Genomic DNA, 18,561 nt, shown 5'->3' on the forward strand with positions numbered 1-18,561 from the left:
AATCGTTTTATTTGGATTTTATTATGAAAGGAGGATGTTAATGAAAAATTTTAGCTTTAGAACACAAGTATTTTTTGGAGAAGGTTCATTAAAAAGATTAAGCCAACTTAATTGTCATAAGGCATTTATAGTAACTGACCCTTTTATGGTAAAGTCAGGTGTTATAAATAAAATTACTGATGAAATTTCAAAGGGCAATGTTGAGTATATTGTTTTTTCAGATATTGTACCAGACCCATCAGTTGAAATTGTGGCAAAAGGTATTGAAGTTATGATGAAATTTAATCCAGATGTAGTTATAGCTTTAGGGGGAGGGTCTGCAATAGATGCAGCAAAGGCGATATGTGATTTTAATTTAAAATTAAAAGCTAATATGGGTTCTAATATGAAAAGTAATAAAAAAATTAAGCTTATAGCTATACCTACAACCAGTGGTACCGGCTCTGAGGTTACAAGTATTTCTGTAATTACAGATAAAAATAAGAATATAAAGTATCCGTTAATATCAGAGGAGTTACAACCGGATGAGGCTATATTAGTCGCAGAACTTGTTTGTACAGTACCCGATTTTATAACAGCAGATACAGGAATGGATGTACTAACTCATGATATAGAAGCATTCGTGTCGACAAGGGCAACCGATTATACAGATGCCTTGGCTGAAAAATCTATAAAATTAGTTTTTCAGAACTTAATAAATGCATATAAGGATGGTAATAATTTAGAAGCAAGAACTAAAATGCACAATGCTTCTTGTATTGCCGGAATAGCATTTAACAATGCATCTTTAGGATTAAATCATGGAATGGCACATATCATTGGTGCAAAATTCCATGTGTCGCATGGAAGAGCTAATGCTATATTACTTCCATATGTAATAGAATTTAATGCAGATATAAAAGATTTTGATTCAAGTAAATATACATATGCTGCCAAAAGATATTCAGAAATAGCTAAAATATTAGGATTGCCATCATCAAATGTTTCCGAAGGAGTAAAAAGTTTAATAATAGCTATAAATATGATTTTAAAGGAATTAAATATTCCTACGTCATTAAAAGAAACAGGAATAAAGGAAGAAGATTTTAAAAGGGAAGTTAATGAAATGGCGAGTATTGCCATAGAGGATAGATGTACGCAAACTAATCCTAGGGTGCCAAGGCTTGAAGAAATAATAACTCTATTTAATAAAGTTTATAATAATTAATAAGGAGTTGCTAAAATATTATGGAAGATAAGCAAAGGGTAATACAGGAATATGTACCGGGAAAGCAAGTTACATTAGCCCATTTAATTGCAAATCCAAACAAAGATTTATACAAAAAGCTAGGACTTATATCAGAGAATATGGGCGCCCTTGGGATACTTACAATAACACCTGGAGAGGCTGCTATTATAGCCGCAGATGTTGCGACAAAGGCAGCAGATGTAACTATTGGGTTTGTAGATAGGTTTAGTGGTACAGTGGTTATAATTGGGGATGTAGGTAGTGTAGAGTCAGCACTTACACAGGTTTTAAAACTTCTTACGAGTGTTCTTAAGTTTGCTGAGTGTAGCATAACTAAATCTTAGGAGGGGTATATGAAAAAGTTAATGTTAATTGGAAAAACAAGTTGTGGCAAGACTACACTTACTCAAGCATTAAATAAAAAAAATCTTTTTTATAAAAAGACCCAGACAGTTGAAATTATTGATAGCATTATAGATACTCCTGGTGAGTATATTGAAAGTAGATTTTTTTATAATGCACTTATAATTACATCTGTAGACAGCGATGTAATTGGTATGGTTCAGGATTGTACGGAGGAAAATAGTGTTTTTCCACCGAGTTTTGCTAGTAGATTTGCAAAACCTGTTATTGGAATTATTACTAAAATTGATTTGTGCTATGAAGAGAACAAGATAAAAATAGCAGAAGAATTTTTATTAAATGCAGGTGTAGAAAGAATTTTCAAGGTAAGTGCATTTGATAGACAGGGTGTAGAGGATTTAAAAGAGTACCTTATAAAATCATAATAAAGGGAGTTTGAGTGTAATACTCAGGCTCCCTTTATCAGATTAGCTTTTTCTATTAATAGCACTAAATAAAGCATTTAGTGAAGCCGTATCAATATTTGCAGAAACACCAACTCCAAAATACCTTTTGTCATTGTATTCTATTTGTATATAAGTAGCAGCTTTTGAGTTTGAGCCACTACCTAGAGCATGTTCATCATAAGATATAAAGTTATAGCCATTAATATTTGATTTATGTAGTGCATTGAAGAATGCATCTACTGGACCATTACCTACACCGGAAATATTCATTTCTTTCCCGTTTACTGAAATTAGAGCATTGATATTTACTATATTTTCATCTGTTTCAACATTTTGTACTGATTGAATGGTATAGTTCTTCAATAGATTTGGACTTTTTAAATTTAAGTATTCTTTTTCAAATAAATCATAAATTTGATTTCCCAATAATTCTGTGCCAAGTAGGTCAGTTTTATTTTTTACTATATTGCCAAAGTCAGCCTGCATAGCCTTAGGTAATATAAAACCAAATTCATTTTCCATTATAAATGCAGCACCACCTTTACCGGATTGGCTGTTAATACGAATAACTTCCTCGTAATCTCGTCCGACATCATGTGGGTCAATTGGAAGATATGGAACATCCCAATAATTATTATTCTCATCTTTAAGGGCTTTAAGTCCTTTTTTGATTGCGTCTTGGTGCGATCCAGAAAATGCTGTGTATACAAGTTTACCAGCATATGGATGACGCTCATGTACCTTCATCCTTGTGCATAATTCATATATGTCTACAATCTCATAAAGATTTGAAAAATCTAATTTAGAATCTATTCCTTGAACATGCATATTTAAAGCCATAGTCATAAGATCAAGATTTCCAGTTCGTTCACCATTTCCAAATAGTGTACCCTCAATCCTGTCAGCCCCTGCAAGAATTCCAAGCTCGGAAGCCGCAGTACAAGTACCCCTATCATTATGAGTATGAAGACTTATAATAATGTTTTCTCTCCTTTTAACATTCCTGCAGAACCATTCAATTTGATCTGCATAAATATTAGGAGTGGCCATTTCGACTGTTGATGGTAGGTTCAAAATAACCTTTTTTGATGGCGTTGGTTGTAAGACGTCTAATATAGCTTCACAAATTTGAAGAGAGTATTCAAGTTCTGTTCCAGTAAAACTTTCAGGAGAATATTCAAAATAAAAATCTGTTTCTGGGTATTTATCTTTGTATTTCATTAGAAGTTTTGCACCAGTTACTCCAATATCAATAATTTCTTGTTTACTTTTATGAAAAACAACTCTTCGTTGTAAAACTGAAGTTGAATTATAAAGGTGGACAATTGCTTTTTTTGCTCCTTTGAGGGCTTCAAAGGTTTTCTTGATTAAATGTTCTCTTGATTGTGTTAAAACTTGAATAGTTACATCTTCCGGAATAAGATCATCTTCTATAAGTGTTCTTAAAAATTGATATTCAGTATTTGAGGCGGAAGGGAAACCTACTTCTATTTCTTTAAAACCAATATCCACAAGAAGTTTAAATAATTTAACTTTCTCATCAACGTTCATTGGAACAGGAAGAGATTGATTGCCATCTCTTAAATCAACGCTACACCAAATGGGAGCCTTTTCAATTAAATTATTAGGCCACTGACGATCCTTAATATTTATACCACCATAAGGTTTATATTTTTTATATGACAATTTAAACATCTCCCTTTAGAATATTAAAATAAATATGTCTATTTTATTTCATTTGCAATAAGTTCTGACATTTCAATAGTTCCAACACATTTCATATTAGGCTCCATAATGTCAATGGTTCTATATTTATTATCTAAAACATTAGATACCGCATCTTCAATATCTTTTGCAGCACTTTCCATATTAAAACTATATCTAAGCATCATTGCAGCACTCATTATAGTTGCAATTGGATTAGCGATATCTTTACCTGCAATATCTGGTGCTGAGCCATGTATTGGTTCATATATACCAAGAGTGCCATTACCTAAACTTGCAGAAGGTAACATTCCAAGCGATCCAGTAAGCATTGAAGCCTCATCACTTAGGATATCACCGAACATGTTTTCAGTTAGAATAGTATCAAATTGTCCTGGATTTTTTATAAGTTGCATTGCACAACTATCAACTAATTGTACTTCAAGAGTTACATCTGGGTAATCAGCAGACATTTTTAGAACAATTTCTCTCCACAGTCTTGAGGTCTCAAGCACATTTGCTTTATCAACTAATGTAAGCTTTTTAGTCCTTTTTCTTGCAGTTTCAAAACCAACACGGGCTATTCTTTCTATTTCATAAGTTGAGTAAGCCATTGTATCCCATGCTTTTTGGCCACCTGAGGGTAGGTCTATTCTAGATTTTTCACCAAAATATATACCACCTGTTAATTCACGTATAACCATAATATCAATATTACCTTTAAGAACTTCTGGCTTAAGAGCTGAAGCTTCCTTTAATTGTGGAAAAAGAATAGCAGGTCTTAGGTTTGCAAAAACCTCAAGGGCTTTTCTAATTCCAAGCAGTCCAGCTTCTGGTCTTTGATCACCAGGAAGTTTATCCCACTTAGGACCACCGACAGAACCAAGTAAAACCGCATCACTCCGTTTACAAATGTCTATTGTTTCTTTTGGAAGAGGTACTCCAGTTTCATCTATAGCTACCCCACCCATTAAAAGATTTGTATAAACAAATGGGATATTATATTTTTGAGATATTACATCTAATACCTTAATTGCACCATCAACAATCTCTGGTCCAATTCCATCTCCACGAATTACTGCTATTTCTTTCATTAATCCTCAGTCCTTTCTTTAAGGTAATTAATAAGTCCCTGCGAAGCTATGATATCTTGCATAAATGCTGGAAATGGTATTGCCATGTAAGTTTTTCCTTTTGTGGTATTTGTGATAACTCCAGAAATAACATCAACTGTTATTTCATTTCCTTCTTCAATATCCTCGGCAGCCTGGGTGCATTCGAGTATTGGTAAACCTATATTAATTGAATTTCTGTAGAATATTCTTGCAAAGTTTTCAGCAATTATACAACTAATTCCTGAAGTTTTTATAGCAAGAGGGGCATGCTCCCTTGAAGATCCACAACCAAAGTTTTTACCAGCAACCATTATGTCACCATTTTTAACTTTGCTAGTAAAATCTTTATCTATATCCTCCATGCAATGAGATGCAAGTTCATTTGCATCTGAGGTATTAAGATATCTTGCAGGAATTATAACATCAGTATCTACATTATTACCATATTTTATAGCTTTTCCTTTAAACATTACATTACCTCCTCTGGAGACGAAATTTTTCCGGTTATTGCTGATGCTGCGGCTATTGCTGGACTGCAAAGATATACTTCACTTCCGGGATGCCCCATTCTGCCAACAAAGTTTCTGTTTGTAGTGGACAAAGCCCGCTCACCATTTGCAAGCACTCCCATGTATCCACCAAGGCAAGGTCCGCAAGTTGGAGTGCTTACTGCAACTCCAGCCTCTATAAATATTTCAATTAAACCTTCCCTAAGGGCCTGAAGGTAAATTTTTTGAGTAGCAGGAAAGATTAGTGTTCTTATTTTAGGATCGACTTTTTTACCTTTGAAGATACTTGCTGCCATTCTAAGGTCTTCTATTCTTCCGTTAGTACAAGAACCAATAACTACTTGATCAATTTTAACTTCGCCAACTTCATCAATAGTTCTGGTGTTATCTGGAAGGTGAGGGAAGGCTATTGTTGGTCTTATAGTACTTAAATCAATCCTTATTATCCTTGAATATGTTGCATCAGCGTCAGCCTTAAATATTACAGGGACTTTAGTTGAATGGTCTTTTACATATTCTAAAGTTTTATCATCAACTTCAAATATTCCATTTTTGGCACCTGCTTCAATAGCCATATTAGATATTGTAAATCTGTCATCCATAGATAGGTTAGCAACTCCAGATCCTGTATATTCCATTGATTGGTACAGAGCACCATCTACTCCAATCATTCCGATAATGTGGAGTATTACATCTTTACCACAAACCCATTTTTGCATTTTGCCAGTTAAAACGAATTGTATTGCTTCTGGAATCTTAAACCAACATTTTCCACTAGCCATTCCGGCTGCCATGTCAGTTGATCCAACTCCAGTTGAAAAAGCGCCTAAAGCACCATAAGTACAAGTGTGAGAATCTGCACCTATTACAACATCTCCAGATACTACAAGCCCTTTTTCTGGTAATAATGCATGCTCTATACCCATTTGTCCTACCTCAAAGTAATTTTCAATTCCTTTTTCATATACAAATTCACGGGTACACTTACATTGCTCAGCAGATTTTATGTCTTTATTTGGAGCAAAATGATCTGGAACTATAGCAATCTTCTTTTTATCGAAAACTTCATTAACACCCATTTTGTTAAACTCATTTATTGCAACAGGTGTTGTTATATCATTACCTAAAACTAAATCAAGATTTGCCATAACCAATTGGCCGGCCTTTACCTCTTGCATGCCAGCGTGTGATGCTAGTATTTTTTGCGTCATCGTCATTCCCATATAATTGAACCTCCTTTATAAAATTTAAAAGTATTTTCTAAGGTACTACTTATCTAGAAGAATATTCTAAAATAAAATTAACAGAATGTTTTGATAAATTTGGACTAAAAAAAGGGTACAAAAAAACAGACATCTTCACTGGGGCGAAGAGTCCGTCGCGGTACCACCCATATTTATAACTTATTTTAAGATAACGGATTACACCGGTAAAACCTACTAATAAGTACACTTTTAAGTGTAAATACACTTTTAAGTATAACTTAGTTTAAGTTCACAACTCGAGGGTAAGTTTCAACATATGATTATTTAGGGTTCTCAGCTTTATCCCTTCTCTGTAAAACATCCTGATGCCTATTTGTCCCTGTCAAAATTTTTATTATATTAGCGATAATTTTATCAAATAAATGACTGCTTGTCAATATCTTAAGCTCTTATAAAATATATAAATGACTATTTTTATATTAGTAAGATTTAAAAAAACAGTATCTTTCTAAAAATACGCTTGAAACATAATATACTACGAATAATAAAATATGTCAATAAGTCAATAAAAAAAATATTCTGAATTTCGTTGACAATTCAATTTATAGATGGTACGATACATAAAATGTTTGGTACGAATTACAAGCCGACTTGGAATTATTTACTTGTGGAAAGGGAGGCGATATTTTGATTTCACATGTATTGTCAATTTTAGTTGACAACAACCCAGGAGTATTAACAAGAGTATGTTCATTATTTAATAGACGAGGTTTTAATCTTGATACTGTTTCCTCTGGTCACACAGAAGATGAAAAATTAGCCCGAATAACTTTACTAACTAAAGTTCGGGATGATGAAGGCATTGACCAAATAATTAAACAAATAAGGAAATTAGAGGATGTTCATAAAGTTGAGCAATTAGATAATGAAAACTCTATTTGTAAGCAAATGTTGTTTGTAAAAGTTAAAGCTGAAGGTAATAATAGGCAAGAGATTATTAATATAGGAAAAATTTTTGGCGTTTCGGTTATAGATGTAACTCCGACAACATTAATTATTCAAATCTTAGGTGATAACGGCAAGTTATGTGCTTTTGAAAATTTAATTAAACCGTTTGGTATTTTAGAAATAGTCGGTAGTGGATTTATTGCAATGCAAAGAGGTTCGGACGCAGTAATCTAAAAATATAGATAAAAATTAGGGGGAATTAATAATGGCTAAGATGTATTATGAAAGTGATTGTAATTTAGATAATTTAAAAGGAAAAAAGGTTGCAGTAATAGGATATGGTAGTCAAGGACATGCACATGCACTAAACTTAAAAGAAAATGGTGTAGATGTTGTAGTTGGTCTTTATGTAGGAAGTAAATCTTGGGAAAAGGCAGAAAAAGCAGGATTAACTGTTTTGACTGCATCAGAAGCAGCTAAAGCTGCAGATATTATAATGATCCTAGTTAATGATGAAAAGCAGGGACAAGTGTATAAAGAAAGTATCGCACCAAATCTTACAAAAAATAAGGCTTTAGTATTTGCTCATGGTTTTGCAATTCATTTTGGTCAAATAGTTCCTCCAGCAGATATTGATGTATTCCTTATAGCTCCAAAGGGACCAGGACATACAGTTAGAAGTCAATTTTTAGAAGGCAAGGGAGTACCATGTCTTATAGCTATACATCAAGATGCCTCAGGACATGCAAAAGAAGTAGCTTTAGGTTACGCTTTAGGAATAGGTGGAGCAAGAGCCGGAGTTATGGAGACTTCATTTAAAGAAGAAACTGAAACAGATTTGTTTGGAGAACAAGCAGTTCTCTGTGGTGGTGTTACAGCACTTATAAAAGCAGGATTTGAAACTCTTGTAGAAGCTGGATATCAACCAGAAATGGCATACTTTGAATGTTGTCATGAAATGAAACTTATCGTAGATTTAATAAATCAAGGTGGTTTAAATATGATGAGATATTCAATAAGTGATACTGCAGAATATGGTGATTACATTACAGGAAGCAAAATAATAACTGCGGATACAAAGAAAGCTATGAAAGGCGTATTAACTGATATTCAAAAGGGAGTTTTTGCTAGAGATTGGCTTTTAGAAAACCAAATTGGAAAACCATTCTTTAATGCAACAAAGAGAATAGAAAGTGAACATCAAATAGAAAAAGTTGGTGCTGAGCTTAGAAAAATGATGTCTTGGAATAAAAAATAGTATACGTTTTATACTTAAAATAGGACAACATAAATAAAAGTTACTAATATTATATTTGAGGACCAAGTTCTAGAAAATTAAAAATGAACTTGGTTCTCTTTATCATCTGAATTAAGGAGGAATTAATATGAAGTGCAGTGGTGCAAAAATTTTGCTTGAATGTCTTAAAGAGCAAGGGATTGATATTATATTTGGGTATCCAGGTGGAGCGGTACTAAATATATATGATGAGATTTATTCTTTTAAGGAGATAACTCACATATTAGTTTCTCATGAACAAGGGGCAGCGCATGCTGCTGATGGATACGCTAGAGCAACTGGAAAGGTTGGCGTATGCCTTGCAACATCAGGTCCTGGGGCTACAAATCTTGTTACAGGGATTGCAACTGCTTACATGGATTCTGTACCTATGATTGCAATTACTGGGCAGGTAGCAACGACATTAATAGGTAAAGACTCTTTTCAGGAAGTTGATATTGTTGGTATAACAATGCCTATTACAAAACATAATTTTTTAGTGAAAGATATTAAGGAATTAGCACCTACAATAAGAAAAGCCTTTATAATTGCAACGAGTGGAAGGCCAGGACCTGTGCTTATAGACATACCTAAGGATATAACTGGTATGGAGTGCGAATACTTTCCTGAAATTCCAAAGATAATCGAGCATAAAGTCGTAAAAGAAAGCCAACTTAATGATGCTATTTCTGCTATTCAAAGCTCGAAAAAACCAATAATTGTAGTAGGTGGTGGGTGTAATATATCAGGGGCTGAGGAGTTATTATTATTATTTCAAGATAAATTGAAATGCCCAGTCTGTAGTACTATGATGGGGCTAGGTGCCTTTAGTGGATTACACCCTATGTACACGGGGATGCTTGGCATGCATGGAACTTTTGCCTCTAATAGGTGCATAACATCAAGTGATTTAATAATTGCAATCGGGGCAAGATTTAGTGATAGAGTTATTAGTGACCCGGTTGCTTTTGCAGCAAACACTAAAGTAATCCATATTGATATAGATGAAGCAGAAGTTTCAAAAAATATTAAGGCGGATTGCTTTGTAATTGGAAATGTAGCTGATGTATTAATAAAATTACTACAAAAACTAAAAGGTCGGGAGTTAAATGAATGGACAACTTGTGCAAAGGAACTAATTCAAAAGGACAAGGAAAAAGTCATAAAAATAAACGAATTTGAAAGTGTAAATCCTCTTTATGTAATTAAAAAACTTTATGAAATTACAAAAGGGAATGCTATAATAACTACAGAGGTAGGCCAAAATCAAATTTGGGCAACTCAAGCATTCACCTATACGAAACCAAGAACTTTTATAAGTTCTGGAGGACTAGGTACTATGGGATATGGCTTTGGAGCAGCAATAGGCGCAAGTATAGGAAAGAAAGAAATGGTTTTTGATATTGCTGGGGATGGTAGCTTTAGAATGAATCTTAATGAGCTCGGAACTGTTGCAAGATATAATATACCAGTTAAAATAATATTATTAAATAATGGTGTTTTGGGTATGGTTAGGCAATGGCAGAATGTGTTTTACTCAAAAAGGTTTTCTAGTACAACACTTGAGAGAGATACTGATTTTGTAAAAATAGCAGAGGGTTTTGGAGTTAAAGGTATAAGAGTTGATCATAATGTCCAGGTCGTAGATGCATTAAAAGAAGCAATAGCATGGGATGGTCCTGTTGTAATTGATTTTAGGGTTGCACCAGATGAGATGGCGTCTCCTATGGTTCCGCCAGGCGCAAGTATTGAAATGATGTTTGAGGTATAGTGTTTATCGCTATACCTTGTTTTAATTAAACGAAAAATATGTTTATAGGAGGAATATATGAAGATAGTAGTATTAGATGGGTTCACTTTAAATCCGGGAGATTTATATTGGAGAGGGTTTGAAAAATTAGGTGAGTTAAAAGTTTATGATAGAACAAACTTAGATGAAATTGTAGATAGAGCTTATGATTGCGAGATAATTCTTACAAATAAAACACCATTAAGTATGGATACTTTAAAAAAGTTACCTAAAATAAAATACATTGGGGTTCTTGCAACAGGATATAATGTGGTTGATGTAAAAGCTGCAAAGGAGATGGGTATTATAGTTACCAATACTCCAGCTTATGGTACTAATTCAGTTGCGCAATTTGTTTTTGCTCTATTACTCGAAATATGTCATCATGTAGGGGAACATAATGAAGTCGTTCGAGAAGGCGCTTGGACAAATAGTAAGGATTTTTGTTTTTGGAATTATCCTATGATGGAACTTGCGGGCAAAACAATGGGTATTATAGGTATGGGGCGAATTGGCATTGTTACGTCAACAATTGCTTTAGCTTTTGGTATGAATATTTTAGCATATAATCCATCTAAGAAGGAGTCATTAATATCAGATACCTTTAAATATGTTGAATTAGACCAGTTATATGAAGGGGCTGATGTTATAAGTTTACACTGTCCTTTGTTTGAGGAAACTAAGGGAATAATAAATAAGGACTCTATTAAGAAAATGAAAGATGGCGTTATTATAATAAACACTTCTAGAGGCCCTTTAATTGTTGAAGAGGATCTAGCGCACGCTCTAAATAGTGGTAAGGTAGCTGGTGCTGGATTAGATGTTATGTCAGTGGAGCCGGTTCAAATGGATAATCCACTTATGAGTGCTAAAAATTGTTTGATTACACCCCATATAGCATGGGCACCAAAAGAATCTAGGGAACGTCTTATGAATATAGCAGTAGATAACTTGGCCCAATTTATAAAAGGTAGACCTATAAATATAGTAAAATAACTATTACTAATTCTTTGGTATATTCACGTAAAAAATGTGCAAAATACTAAGAGGCTATTTCAACTAATTAGGAGGAGTACATATGCAAGGAAAAATGTTTTGTTTTCAATGTGAGCAAACTTTCGGTGGAAAAGGTTGTACAAAAGTAGGGGTCTGTGGTAAAACACCCGAGATTGCAGCAATGCAGGATTTGCTCATATATCAGTTAAAAGGAATAAGCTGTTACGCTAGCAAACTTTTAGCTAAAGGTGAAAAAATTGATAAGTCATTGGTCTCATTTGTTGAGAATTCATTATTTATGACATTAACTAATGTAAACTTTGACCCTGAGTCTCATATGGATATGCTCAGAAGATCACAAATAAATAAAGAAGAGATTAGAAAAAAAACATTAGGAGAAGAGGTAAAGAGCGAAGAGGCTCTATATAATTTAAGTGATACAAAAGAACAAATTCTTGAGGATGCAAAAAAAGCAGGAGTTATGTATGATGAGAATTTAGATGCTGATATTCGCTCCGTTCGTGAAACTATAAAATACGGATTAAAAGGGATTGCGGCATATGCACACCAAGCTAGATTTATTAAATATCAAAGTGATGAGGTAGATGATTTTTATTTTATAGGTCTAGCAGTACTTACTGATGATAGTTTAAATTTAAAAGATCTTATTGCTTACTTAGTTAAAACTGGTGAGATGAGTGTTAAGGTTATGGAGGTATTAGATAAGGCTAATAATGACAAATACAATTCTCCAACACCTACAAGAGTAAATGTAAATATTAAGAAAGGACCATTTATAATAGTTTCTGGCCATGACTTAAGAGACCTTGAAATGTTAATTGAACAAACAGAAGGCAAGGGAATAAATATTTATACTCATGGTGAAATGTTGCCTTCTCATGGATACCCAAAGCTTAATAAATTCAAACATTTAGTAGGTAACTTTGGTGGAGCATGGCAAAATCAACAAAAGGAGTTTGATGGTATACCAGGTTGCATTTTAATGACAACAAACTGCTTAATGAAACCAAGAGATTCTTATAAAGATAGAATTTATTCTACAAGTGTTGTAGGATGGGAAGGATTAAAACATATATCTAATGATGAAAATGGGTATAAGGATTTTTCTGAAATAATAAATAAAGCTTTGGAACTTGGTGGCTTTGAAAAAGATGAGGAAGTTAAGGAAATTACAGTAGGATTTGGACATAAAGCAACTTTGAGTCATGCAGGCGAGATTGTAAGTGCTGTTAAAGAAGGGAAGATTAGACACTTCTTCTTAATCGGTGGATGTGATGGTGCAAGACCAGGAAGGAATTATTATACTGAATTTGCAAAGCAAGTCCCAAAAGATTGTATTATCCTTACTTTAGCCTGTGGAAAATATCGTTTTAATAAATTAGAGTTCGGTGAAGTAGCAGGACTTCCAAGATTGCTTGATGTTGGTCAATGCAACGATGCATATTCTGCTGTTATAATAGCTAACGCGCTAGCCGATGCATTTGAGTGCACCATTAATGATTTACCACTTTCATTCATTATAACTTGGTATGAACAGAAAGCTGTAGCTGATTTACTAGCATTATTGTCGCTTGGAGTAAAAGGAATATACCTTGGACCAACACTTCCAGCGTTCTTAAGCCCAAATGTATTACAATTTTTAATTGATACATTTGACCTTAGAGCAATAAGTACGCCAGAGGACGATTTAGCAAAAATACTTGGATAAAATTCTAAAATATAAAAAAATAAAATTAATAATAAATTTAGAAAGTATGTGATATTAGTCACATACTTTCATTTTTTATAATGATATAGTATGGCTATATTTTATTAAGGAGATGATTTATTATGTTTAGTGAAGAAATTAACAAAGTATCAGCATCGGCGATGAAAAAGTCAGAATTATTAAAGAGGAGCAAAATGAGGTACCTCACTTCTTCGGCCTTAGCTGGTATATATGTGGGATTTGGAATTTTATTAATATTTACTATCGGTGGATTATTATCACAAGCAACGTCTCCAGTAACAAAAATTATGATGGGAGCTTCTTTTGGGATTGCCTTAAGTCTTGTAATAATGGCTGGCTCTGAACTTTTTACAGGAAATAATATGACTATGACAATAGGATCTTTAGAAAAAAAAGTTTCGTGGCTTGACTCAACAAATATTTGGATATACAGTTTTATAGGTAACTTTGTGGGGTCAGTAGCTCTTGCAGCAATGTTTGTAGGCGCGGGACTTGCAAAAGGAAGTACAGCATCATTTATTCTAAAAACATCACAAATGAAAATGGCAACGCCAAGTATAGAATTATTTTTAAAAGGATTACTTTGTAATATGTTAGTTTGTTTAGCAGTTTGGTGTTCTATTAAATTAAAGGAGGAAACAGCTAAACTTATAATGATTTTTTGGTGCTTATTTGCATTTATAACTACAGGCTTTGAACATAGTATTGCAAATATGACATTACTTACAACAGCACTAATGATTCCTCACACTGCAGCGATTTCCATAGGGGGACTAGCACACAATATAATTTGGGTTACGTTAGGTAATTTTGTAGGTGGAGCAGTGTTTATTGGAGCAGCGTATTGGTTTATATCAAAAGAAAAATAATATATTATAAAATTCAAGGCATCCTATAGGGTGCTTTTATTTTGTTTATATCCAATTTGTAGTAATCATAGTATAATATTAAATAAATATATTTTAAAAGTGTATAAAAAAATTTAAGGAAGTAATTGCACTTTGTTTTACAATAAGTTTTGCTAAGCGGAACGTTGCAGTATGTAATAAAAAAAACGTTATTTATATATCTGCGGCAGCAATTACAATTATTTCGCTTGTTTTAGAAGTAATGACTATTCTAATGGGTTTTTCAAGTAACAACAAACTGATGATACCTTACCGTATAGCTAACATCTTAGGATTTTCTTTGAGTCCCATAGTTCCTTTTATTCTTTTATACTTTAATAGCAATAAAGAAAAAAATATTTTGTATAATTGTTTTTTAACAATACCTTTATGTATTAATGCTTTTATGTGTGTTTTAAGTTATAAAACAGGCTTCATATTTTTTGTTGATGCTCAAAATTAATATACACGAGGAAATTTATTTTTACTACCTACTATAATTTGTTTGTTTTATTATGTATTGTTTATAAGATCTTTAATCAAAAATAGTGTTAAATATGAAATGGAAGATAAAATAATTTTAATACCCATTTTTTTTATACCTATACTAGGAAGCATCATCCAGATCTTATTTAAAGATTTAATACTAATTTGGAGCTGCACTTCTATATCTTTGTTGATATATTATATTTTTTTGCTTGAGTTACAATTTAGATATGATGTTCAAACTGGAATTAAAAATCGTGTTGCATTTGAAAGGGAAATAGAACGTTATGTAAATAATGATAAAAATGCAACAATTGTTATGTTTGATTTAAATAATTTAAAGAAGACTAATGATAAATACGGACATAAAGTTGGAGATGAAATGATTTTTAATGCTGCGAAAATTATAGAGGAAAGCTTCATAGGAATTGGTAGGGCCTATAGAATCGGTGGTGATGAATTTTGTGTTATTTGTAATGAGATTCCAAAAAAATTATTAGATACTGCTTTATCTAATTTAGATGACTTATTAATTAAAGTAAATCAAAAGAGGAACATAAAAATTGTACTTGCTTATGGATATGCATTTTGCAATAAAAATAAAAATGATAGCATATATTCTACATTTACTCAAGCTGATAAAAATATGTATATTCACAAAGCAAAATTAAAAGAATCTTACGGTATAATGAAAAATGTTTAGTAAAATATATATAAACTAAAATCATAAGGAGAAGTTAAAAATGCCACAAATAACGCTTAGGCAATTAAAGGAGCTTTCTTTTCTAGAATGTATTGAGGATAAGACTTTGGATTTAATAAGAGCGAAAGTTATGATTAAAAAATTAAAAAAGTCACAAATATTATTTTCTGAAAGGCAGTGCGTAAACAACTCGTATATAGTATTAGAAGGAAAGGTAACCATGTATAGGTTATCGGAGAAGGGTAAAAAGCGAGTTGTTTTTATTTTAAATAAAGGTGAAATTATAAATGAGTCAATTTTTGATAATCTTGCATCGTCGATTAGTTGTGAAGCATTTGAAGACAGTGAGATTATAAGCATATCCAAAGTTGATTTACTAAATATAATGAAGTTAGATTTTAAGCTTACAGAAGTTATATTATACTCTATGAGCAAGAAGATCAGAAGATTGTACAGGCAGATTAAGAATACTGTTCCAATTAAAATGGATAAGAGGGTAGCTGCTAAGCTTTGGAAACTGTCTAAAGATTATGGGGTAGAAACACCAGAGGGGATTTTAATAGATATTAAGATAAGTATAACTTATTTATCGGATATGTTAGGAAGTTCCCGCGAAACTATTTCAAGGGCAGTAAAAGAACTTGAGATATTGGGTATGGTTAAAATTAAAGATAGAAAATTTATAGTAAATAGAGAAAAATTAAACCAGTATTTTAAGGAGGTGTGATGAAATAAACTGGTACCTATGTCAAGGACAATATAAAAAAGAGTGTTAGGATGCTAAGAGATGATTTCTGTATTGTACAGGAGTCATTTTTTTCAAGTTCCACTGGTATCTATAATTATTATAATATACGATATACCTATCTATCATTTTCTTAACATTTTCAAGAGTATTACAGGACTTTAAATCTATCTAATCTTTCATATGTCCAAAAAATGATTCCTGGGGGGCATTGTCCCAACAGTTACCTCTACGCGACATTGATTGTGATAACTTGTACTTTTTCAGTAGATTCTGAAATGTTGGACTTGTATAATGACTGCCTTGATCTGAATGAATAAAGGCATCTTTTGTTAACGTTACTCGTCTGTTTTTAACTAGCTTTTTTATTGTATCTAAGGCTATATCAAGTGTTATTCTATCTGAAGTTTGATATGCTAATATTTCATTTGTAGAGGACTCCTTAATTGTGGATAAGTAAGCCATTTTACTATTGCTGTATGGCAAATATGTTATATCAGTAGGCAGCACCTTTCCTGGCGTAGCTTGCTTGAATTCACGATTTAAAATGTTTTTTACTACGATATGTTCTTTCGTTGCTTTAGCAATTCTTCTATATGGATTTGCTTTTCTGTGAGGACATATTATTTTATATTTGTTCATAATCCTACGGATACGTTTTATACTATATATAATATTAAATTCATTATCCAAAGTCATTTTAATAGATCTAGATCCTTTCTTATAGCCCCTTCGATTAAACGCCTTCAATATTAAGTCTCTATCCTCTAAATCACGCTTCTCGCGTTCAATCCGTATATCATTTGAAGCATTATAATTGTAGTACCCAGATCTAGATACTCCTGATAATTCGCATAAGTACCCGATTAGATTTTTAAAGCTGTATTTTTCAATAACTTCTCTTTTATAGTTTTAAAAACATCACTTGGTTTGATTTTGTTATTTTTTTGTACCACCTGCCTTTCTTGCGCATCTAATTTTTTTAACAATTCTACCTGTGCCTCAAGCAGTTTTATTTTAGCATTTTGTCTTTCTATTATTTCTTCCTTTGTAAGCTCGGTAGAGCGTGGTCTACCACTGGACGTTTTTCTAGTGTCTGCTAAGCCTATTATTCCATCTTTTTTATACGCTGCATTCCATCTACACGCTGATTGCTCGATTCTTTTTAATCCTATTACATTTATATCAAATCCATTTTCGGCAAAAATCTGTCTTGGTAGTTTACCCGCTATGTATTCATCTATAAATAATATTTTAAATTCATAGTTATAGGTTATTGAATATTCACTAACATTTAAAATGTTTTTATTGGTTTTAAGCTTTTTTATATCTTCTTTGGTAAATAAAATTTTACTCATTTGACACCATCCTATCTATATATAAATTGTACAAAAAAAGTACCCATAGTCCAAACACTTTTTTTCAAGTGTCCTTCCTATAGGTACCATTTTAAACTGCTATAAGAATAAGGGTGCCTGGAGGTCTAATAGAGGCCAAACACCTAGAAGTTTTGCAAAGGGTAGCACAGATCTACGGAGATGGAACTCTTCATATAACTACAAGGCAGGGGTTTGAACTTCCGGGTATAGACATAGATAAAATACCAGAGGTTAACAAAATGATTCAGTCAGTAATTGAAGGTCTTGAAATAAATCAGATATCACCTAATACTGGGTACTAGAAATGTTTCAGCATGCGTGGGAGCCAATGTCTGTCCTTTCGCAAATTATAATACAACTAACTTTGCAAAAAAAATTGAAAAAGAAATATTTCCTAACGATTATCATGTGAAGGTAGCATTAACAGGTTGTCCTAATGACTGTATAAAGGCTAAGATGCAAGATTTCGGGATTATAGGAATGACGGAGCCTCAATACGAATCTTACAGGTGCATCAGTTGCAAATCTTGCGTGATCAACTGTAAAAAAAGAGTTACCGGTGCTCTTAAAATGGAGAATTTTAAAGTAGTACGTGACCATGATAAGTGTATTGGTTGTGGAGAATGTATTGGAAAATGTCCAACATCGGCCTGGAGTAGAAGCATTGAGAAATACTATAAACTTGTGATTATGGGTAGAACAGGAAAGAAAAAACCTAGACTTGCTCAGGATTTTATAACTTGGGTGGATGAGGAAAGCATTATTAAAATAATAAAAAATACTTATTCATACATTGAAAAATATATGGATGCAGGTGCACCAGGCGGAAAAGAACATATTGGGTATATTGTGGATAGAACAGGATATCCAGTATTTAAAGAATGGGTTTTGAAAGATGTAATATTAGGAGATAAAGCTAAGGTTGAGGGATTCATAAATTGGTAATCATAAAGAGTATGCAGTAGAATTAAATTTCTCTGCATACTTTTTTTGATACTACCACAGCAACTATAAGGAATGCCGTGTAGTTGC

General features: G+C 32.7%; 15 protein-coding genes and 2 pseudogenes. 12 read left to right on the top strand and 5 right to left on the bottom strand.

Going from position 1 to position 18,561, the window contains the following annotated elements; translation table 11 throughout:
* The first annotated feature begins 40 nt into the window (after positions 1-40).
* From LL038_RS00160 to LL038_RS00170, 3 genes are read left to right on the top strand one after another with little or no spacing between them, the layout of a single operon-like run.
* A complete protein-coding gene (locus tag LL038_RS00160) occupies positions 41-1,207 on the top strand; it encodes a 1-propanol dehydrogenase PduQ (RefSeq protein ID WP_216119481.1) in 1,167 nt (388 codons plus the stop codon).
* Between the two features lie 20 nt (positions 1,208-1,227).
* Positions 1,228-1,572: an ethanolamine utilization microcompartment protein EutS gene (eutS, locus tag LL038_RS00165; RefSeq protein ID WP_216119482.1), complete on the top strand. Its 345-nt coding sequence runs from the start codon at positions 1,228-1,230 to the stop codon at positions 1,570-1,572.
* 9 nt (positions 1,573-1,581) lie between these two features.
* The gene (locus LL038_RS00170; protein WP_216119483.1) at positions 1,582-2,016 is read left to right on the top strand and encodes a EutP/PduV family microcompartment system protein; all 435 of its coding nucleotides are present in this window, start codon (positions 1,582-1,584) and stop codon (positions 2,014-2,016) included.
* A 42-nt stretch (positions 2,017-2,058) separates the two neighbouring features.
* On the opposite strand, the gene leuA is transcribed toward LL038_RS00170, so the two are convergent.
* From leuA to leuC, 4 genes are read right to left on the bottom strand one after another with little or no spacing between them, the layout of a single operon-like run.
* Entirely contained in the window at positions 2,059-3,723 is a 1,665-nt protein-coding gene (gene leuA / locus LL038_RS00175; RefSeq protein WP_375292986.1) for a 2-isopropylmalate synthase, read from the bottom strand.
* A gap of 38 nt (positions 3,724-3,761) precedes the next feature.
* Entirely contained in the window at positions 3,762-4,835 is a 1,074-nt protein-coding gene (gene leuB, locus LL038_RS00180; RefSeq protein ID WP_216119485.1) for a 3-isopropylmalate dehydrogenase, read from the bottom strand.
* Positions 4,835-5,326, bottom strand: a complete 492-nt coding sequence (gene leuD, locus LL038_RS00185) for a 3-isopropylmalate dehydratase small subunit (RefSeq protein WP_216119486.1) — start codon at positions 5,324-5,326, stop codon at positions 4,835-4,837. Before leuD ends, leuB begins: the two co-directional genes overlap by 1 nt.
* On the bottom strand, positions 5,326-6,588 hold the full coding sequence (leuC, locus tag LL038_RS00190) for a 3-isopropylmalate dehydratase large subunit (RefSeq protein ID WP_216119487.1): 1,263 nt from the start codon (positions 6,586-6,588) through the stop codon (positions 5,326-5,328). The genes leuD and leuC overlap by 1 nt, the downstream gene beginning before the upstream one ends.
* A 669-nt stretch (positions 6,589-7,257) precedes the next feature.
* On the opposite strand from leuC, the gene ilvN reads away from it, so the two are divergent.
* The 8 genes from ilvN to LL038_RS00230 all read left to right on the top strand — a co-directional run bounded on the left by ilvN (position 7,258) and on the right by LL038_RS00230 (position 16,132).
* On the top strand, positions 7,258-7,752 hold the full coding sequence (gene ilvN / locus LL038_RS00195; RefSeq protein WP_216107691.1) for an acetolactate synthase small subunit: 495 nt from the start codon (positions 7,258-7,260) through the stop codon (positions 7,750-7,752).
* 31 nt (positions 7,753-7,783) lie between these two features.
* The gene (gene ilvC, locus LL038_RS00200; protein ID WP_216119488.1) at positions 7,784-8,776 is read left to right on the top strand and encodes a ketol-acid reductoisomerase; all 993 of its coding nucleotides are present in this window, start codon (positions 7,784-7,786) and stop codon (positions 8,774-8,776) included.
* Positions 8,777-8,903: 127 nt separating this feature from the next.
* Positions 8,904-10,565 carry a biosynthetic-type acetolactate synthase large subunit gene (ilvB, locus tag LL038_RS00205; protein ID WP_216119489.1) on the top strand — a complete coding sequence of 554 codons (1,662 nt, stop codon included), beginning with the start codon at positions 8,904-8,906 and terminating at the stop codon, positions 10,563-10,565.
* A gap of 57 nt (positions 10,566-10,622) precedes the next feature.
* Positions 10,623-11,579: a D-2-hydroxyacid dehydrogenase gene (locus tag LL038_RS00210; RefSeq protein ID WP_216119490.1), complete on the top strand. Its 957-nt coding sequence runs from the start codon at positions 10,623-10,625 to the stop codon at positions 11,577-11,579.
* A gap of 82 nt (positions 11,580-11,661) precedes the next feature.
* Positions 11,662-13,308, top strand: a complete 1,647-nt coding sequence (gene hcp, locus LL038_RS00215; protein WP_216119491.1) for a hydroxylamine reductase — start codon at positions 11,662-11,664, stop codon at positions 13,306-13,308.
* A 122-nt stretch (positions 13,309-13,430) separates the two neighbouring features.
* Entirely contained in the window at positions 13,431-14,198 is a 768-nt protein-coding gene (locus LL038_RS00220; RefSeq protein ID WP_216119492.1) for a formate/nitrite transporter family protein, read from the top strand.
* 580 nt (positions 14,199-14,778) lie between these two features.
* Positions 14,779-15,405, top strand: a complete 627-nt coding sequence (locus tag LL038_RS00225; protein ID WP_268055961.1) for a GGDEF domain-containing protein — start codon at positions 14,779-14,781, stop codon at positions 15,403-15,405.
* Positions 15,406-15,445: 40 nt separating this feature from the next.
* Positions 15,446-16,132, top strand: coding sequence for a Crp/Fnr family transcriptional regulator (locus LL038_RS00230; RefSeq protein WP_216119494.1), 687 nt, complete (start codon positions 15,446-15,448; stop codon positions 16,130-16,132).
* A gap of 45 nt (positions 16,133-16,177) precedes the next feature.
* On the opposite strand, the pseudogene LL038_RS00235 reads toward LL038_RS00230, so the two are convergent.
* Positions 16,178-17,508: pseudogene (locus LL038_RS00235) on the bottom strand (IS3 family transposase).
* A 95-nt stretch (positions 17,509-17,603) separates the two neighbouring features.
* Here LL038_RS00235 and asrC point away from each other — a divergent pair.
* Positions 17,604-18,474, top strand: a pseudogene (gene asrC / locus LL038_RS00240) (sulfite reductase subunit C); the annotation flags it as partial.
* Positions 18,475-18,561: the final 87 nt, after the last annotated feature.

The sequence above is a fragment of the Clostridium estertheticum genome (assembly GCF_026650985.1).
GTDB lineage: Bacteria > Bacillota > Clostridia > Clostridiales > Clostridiaceae > Clostridium_AD > Clostridium_AD estertheticum_C.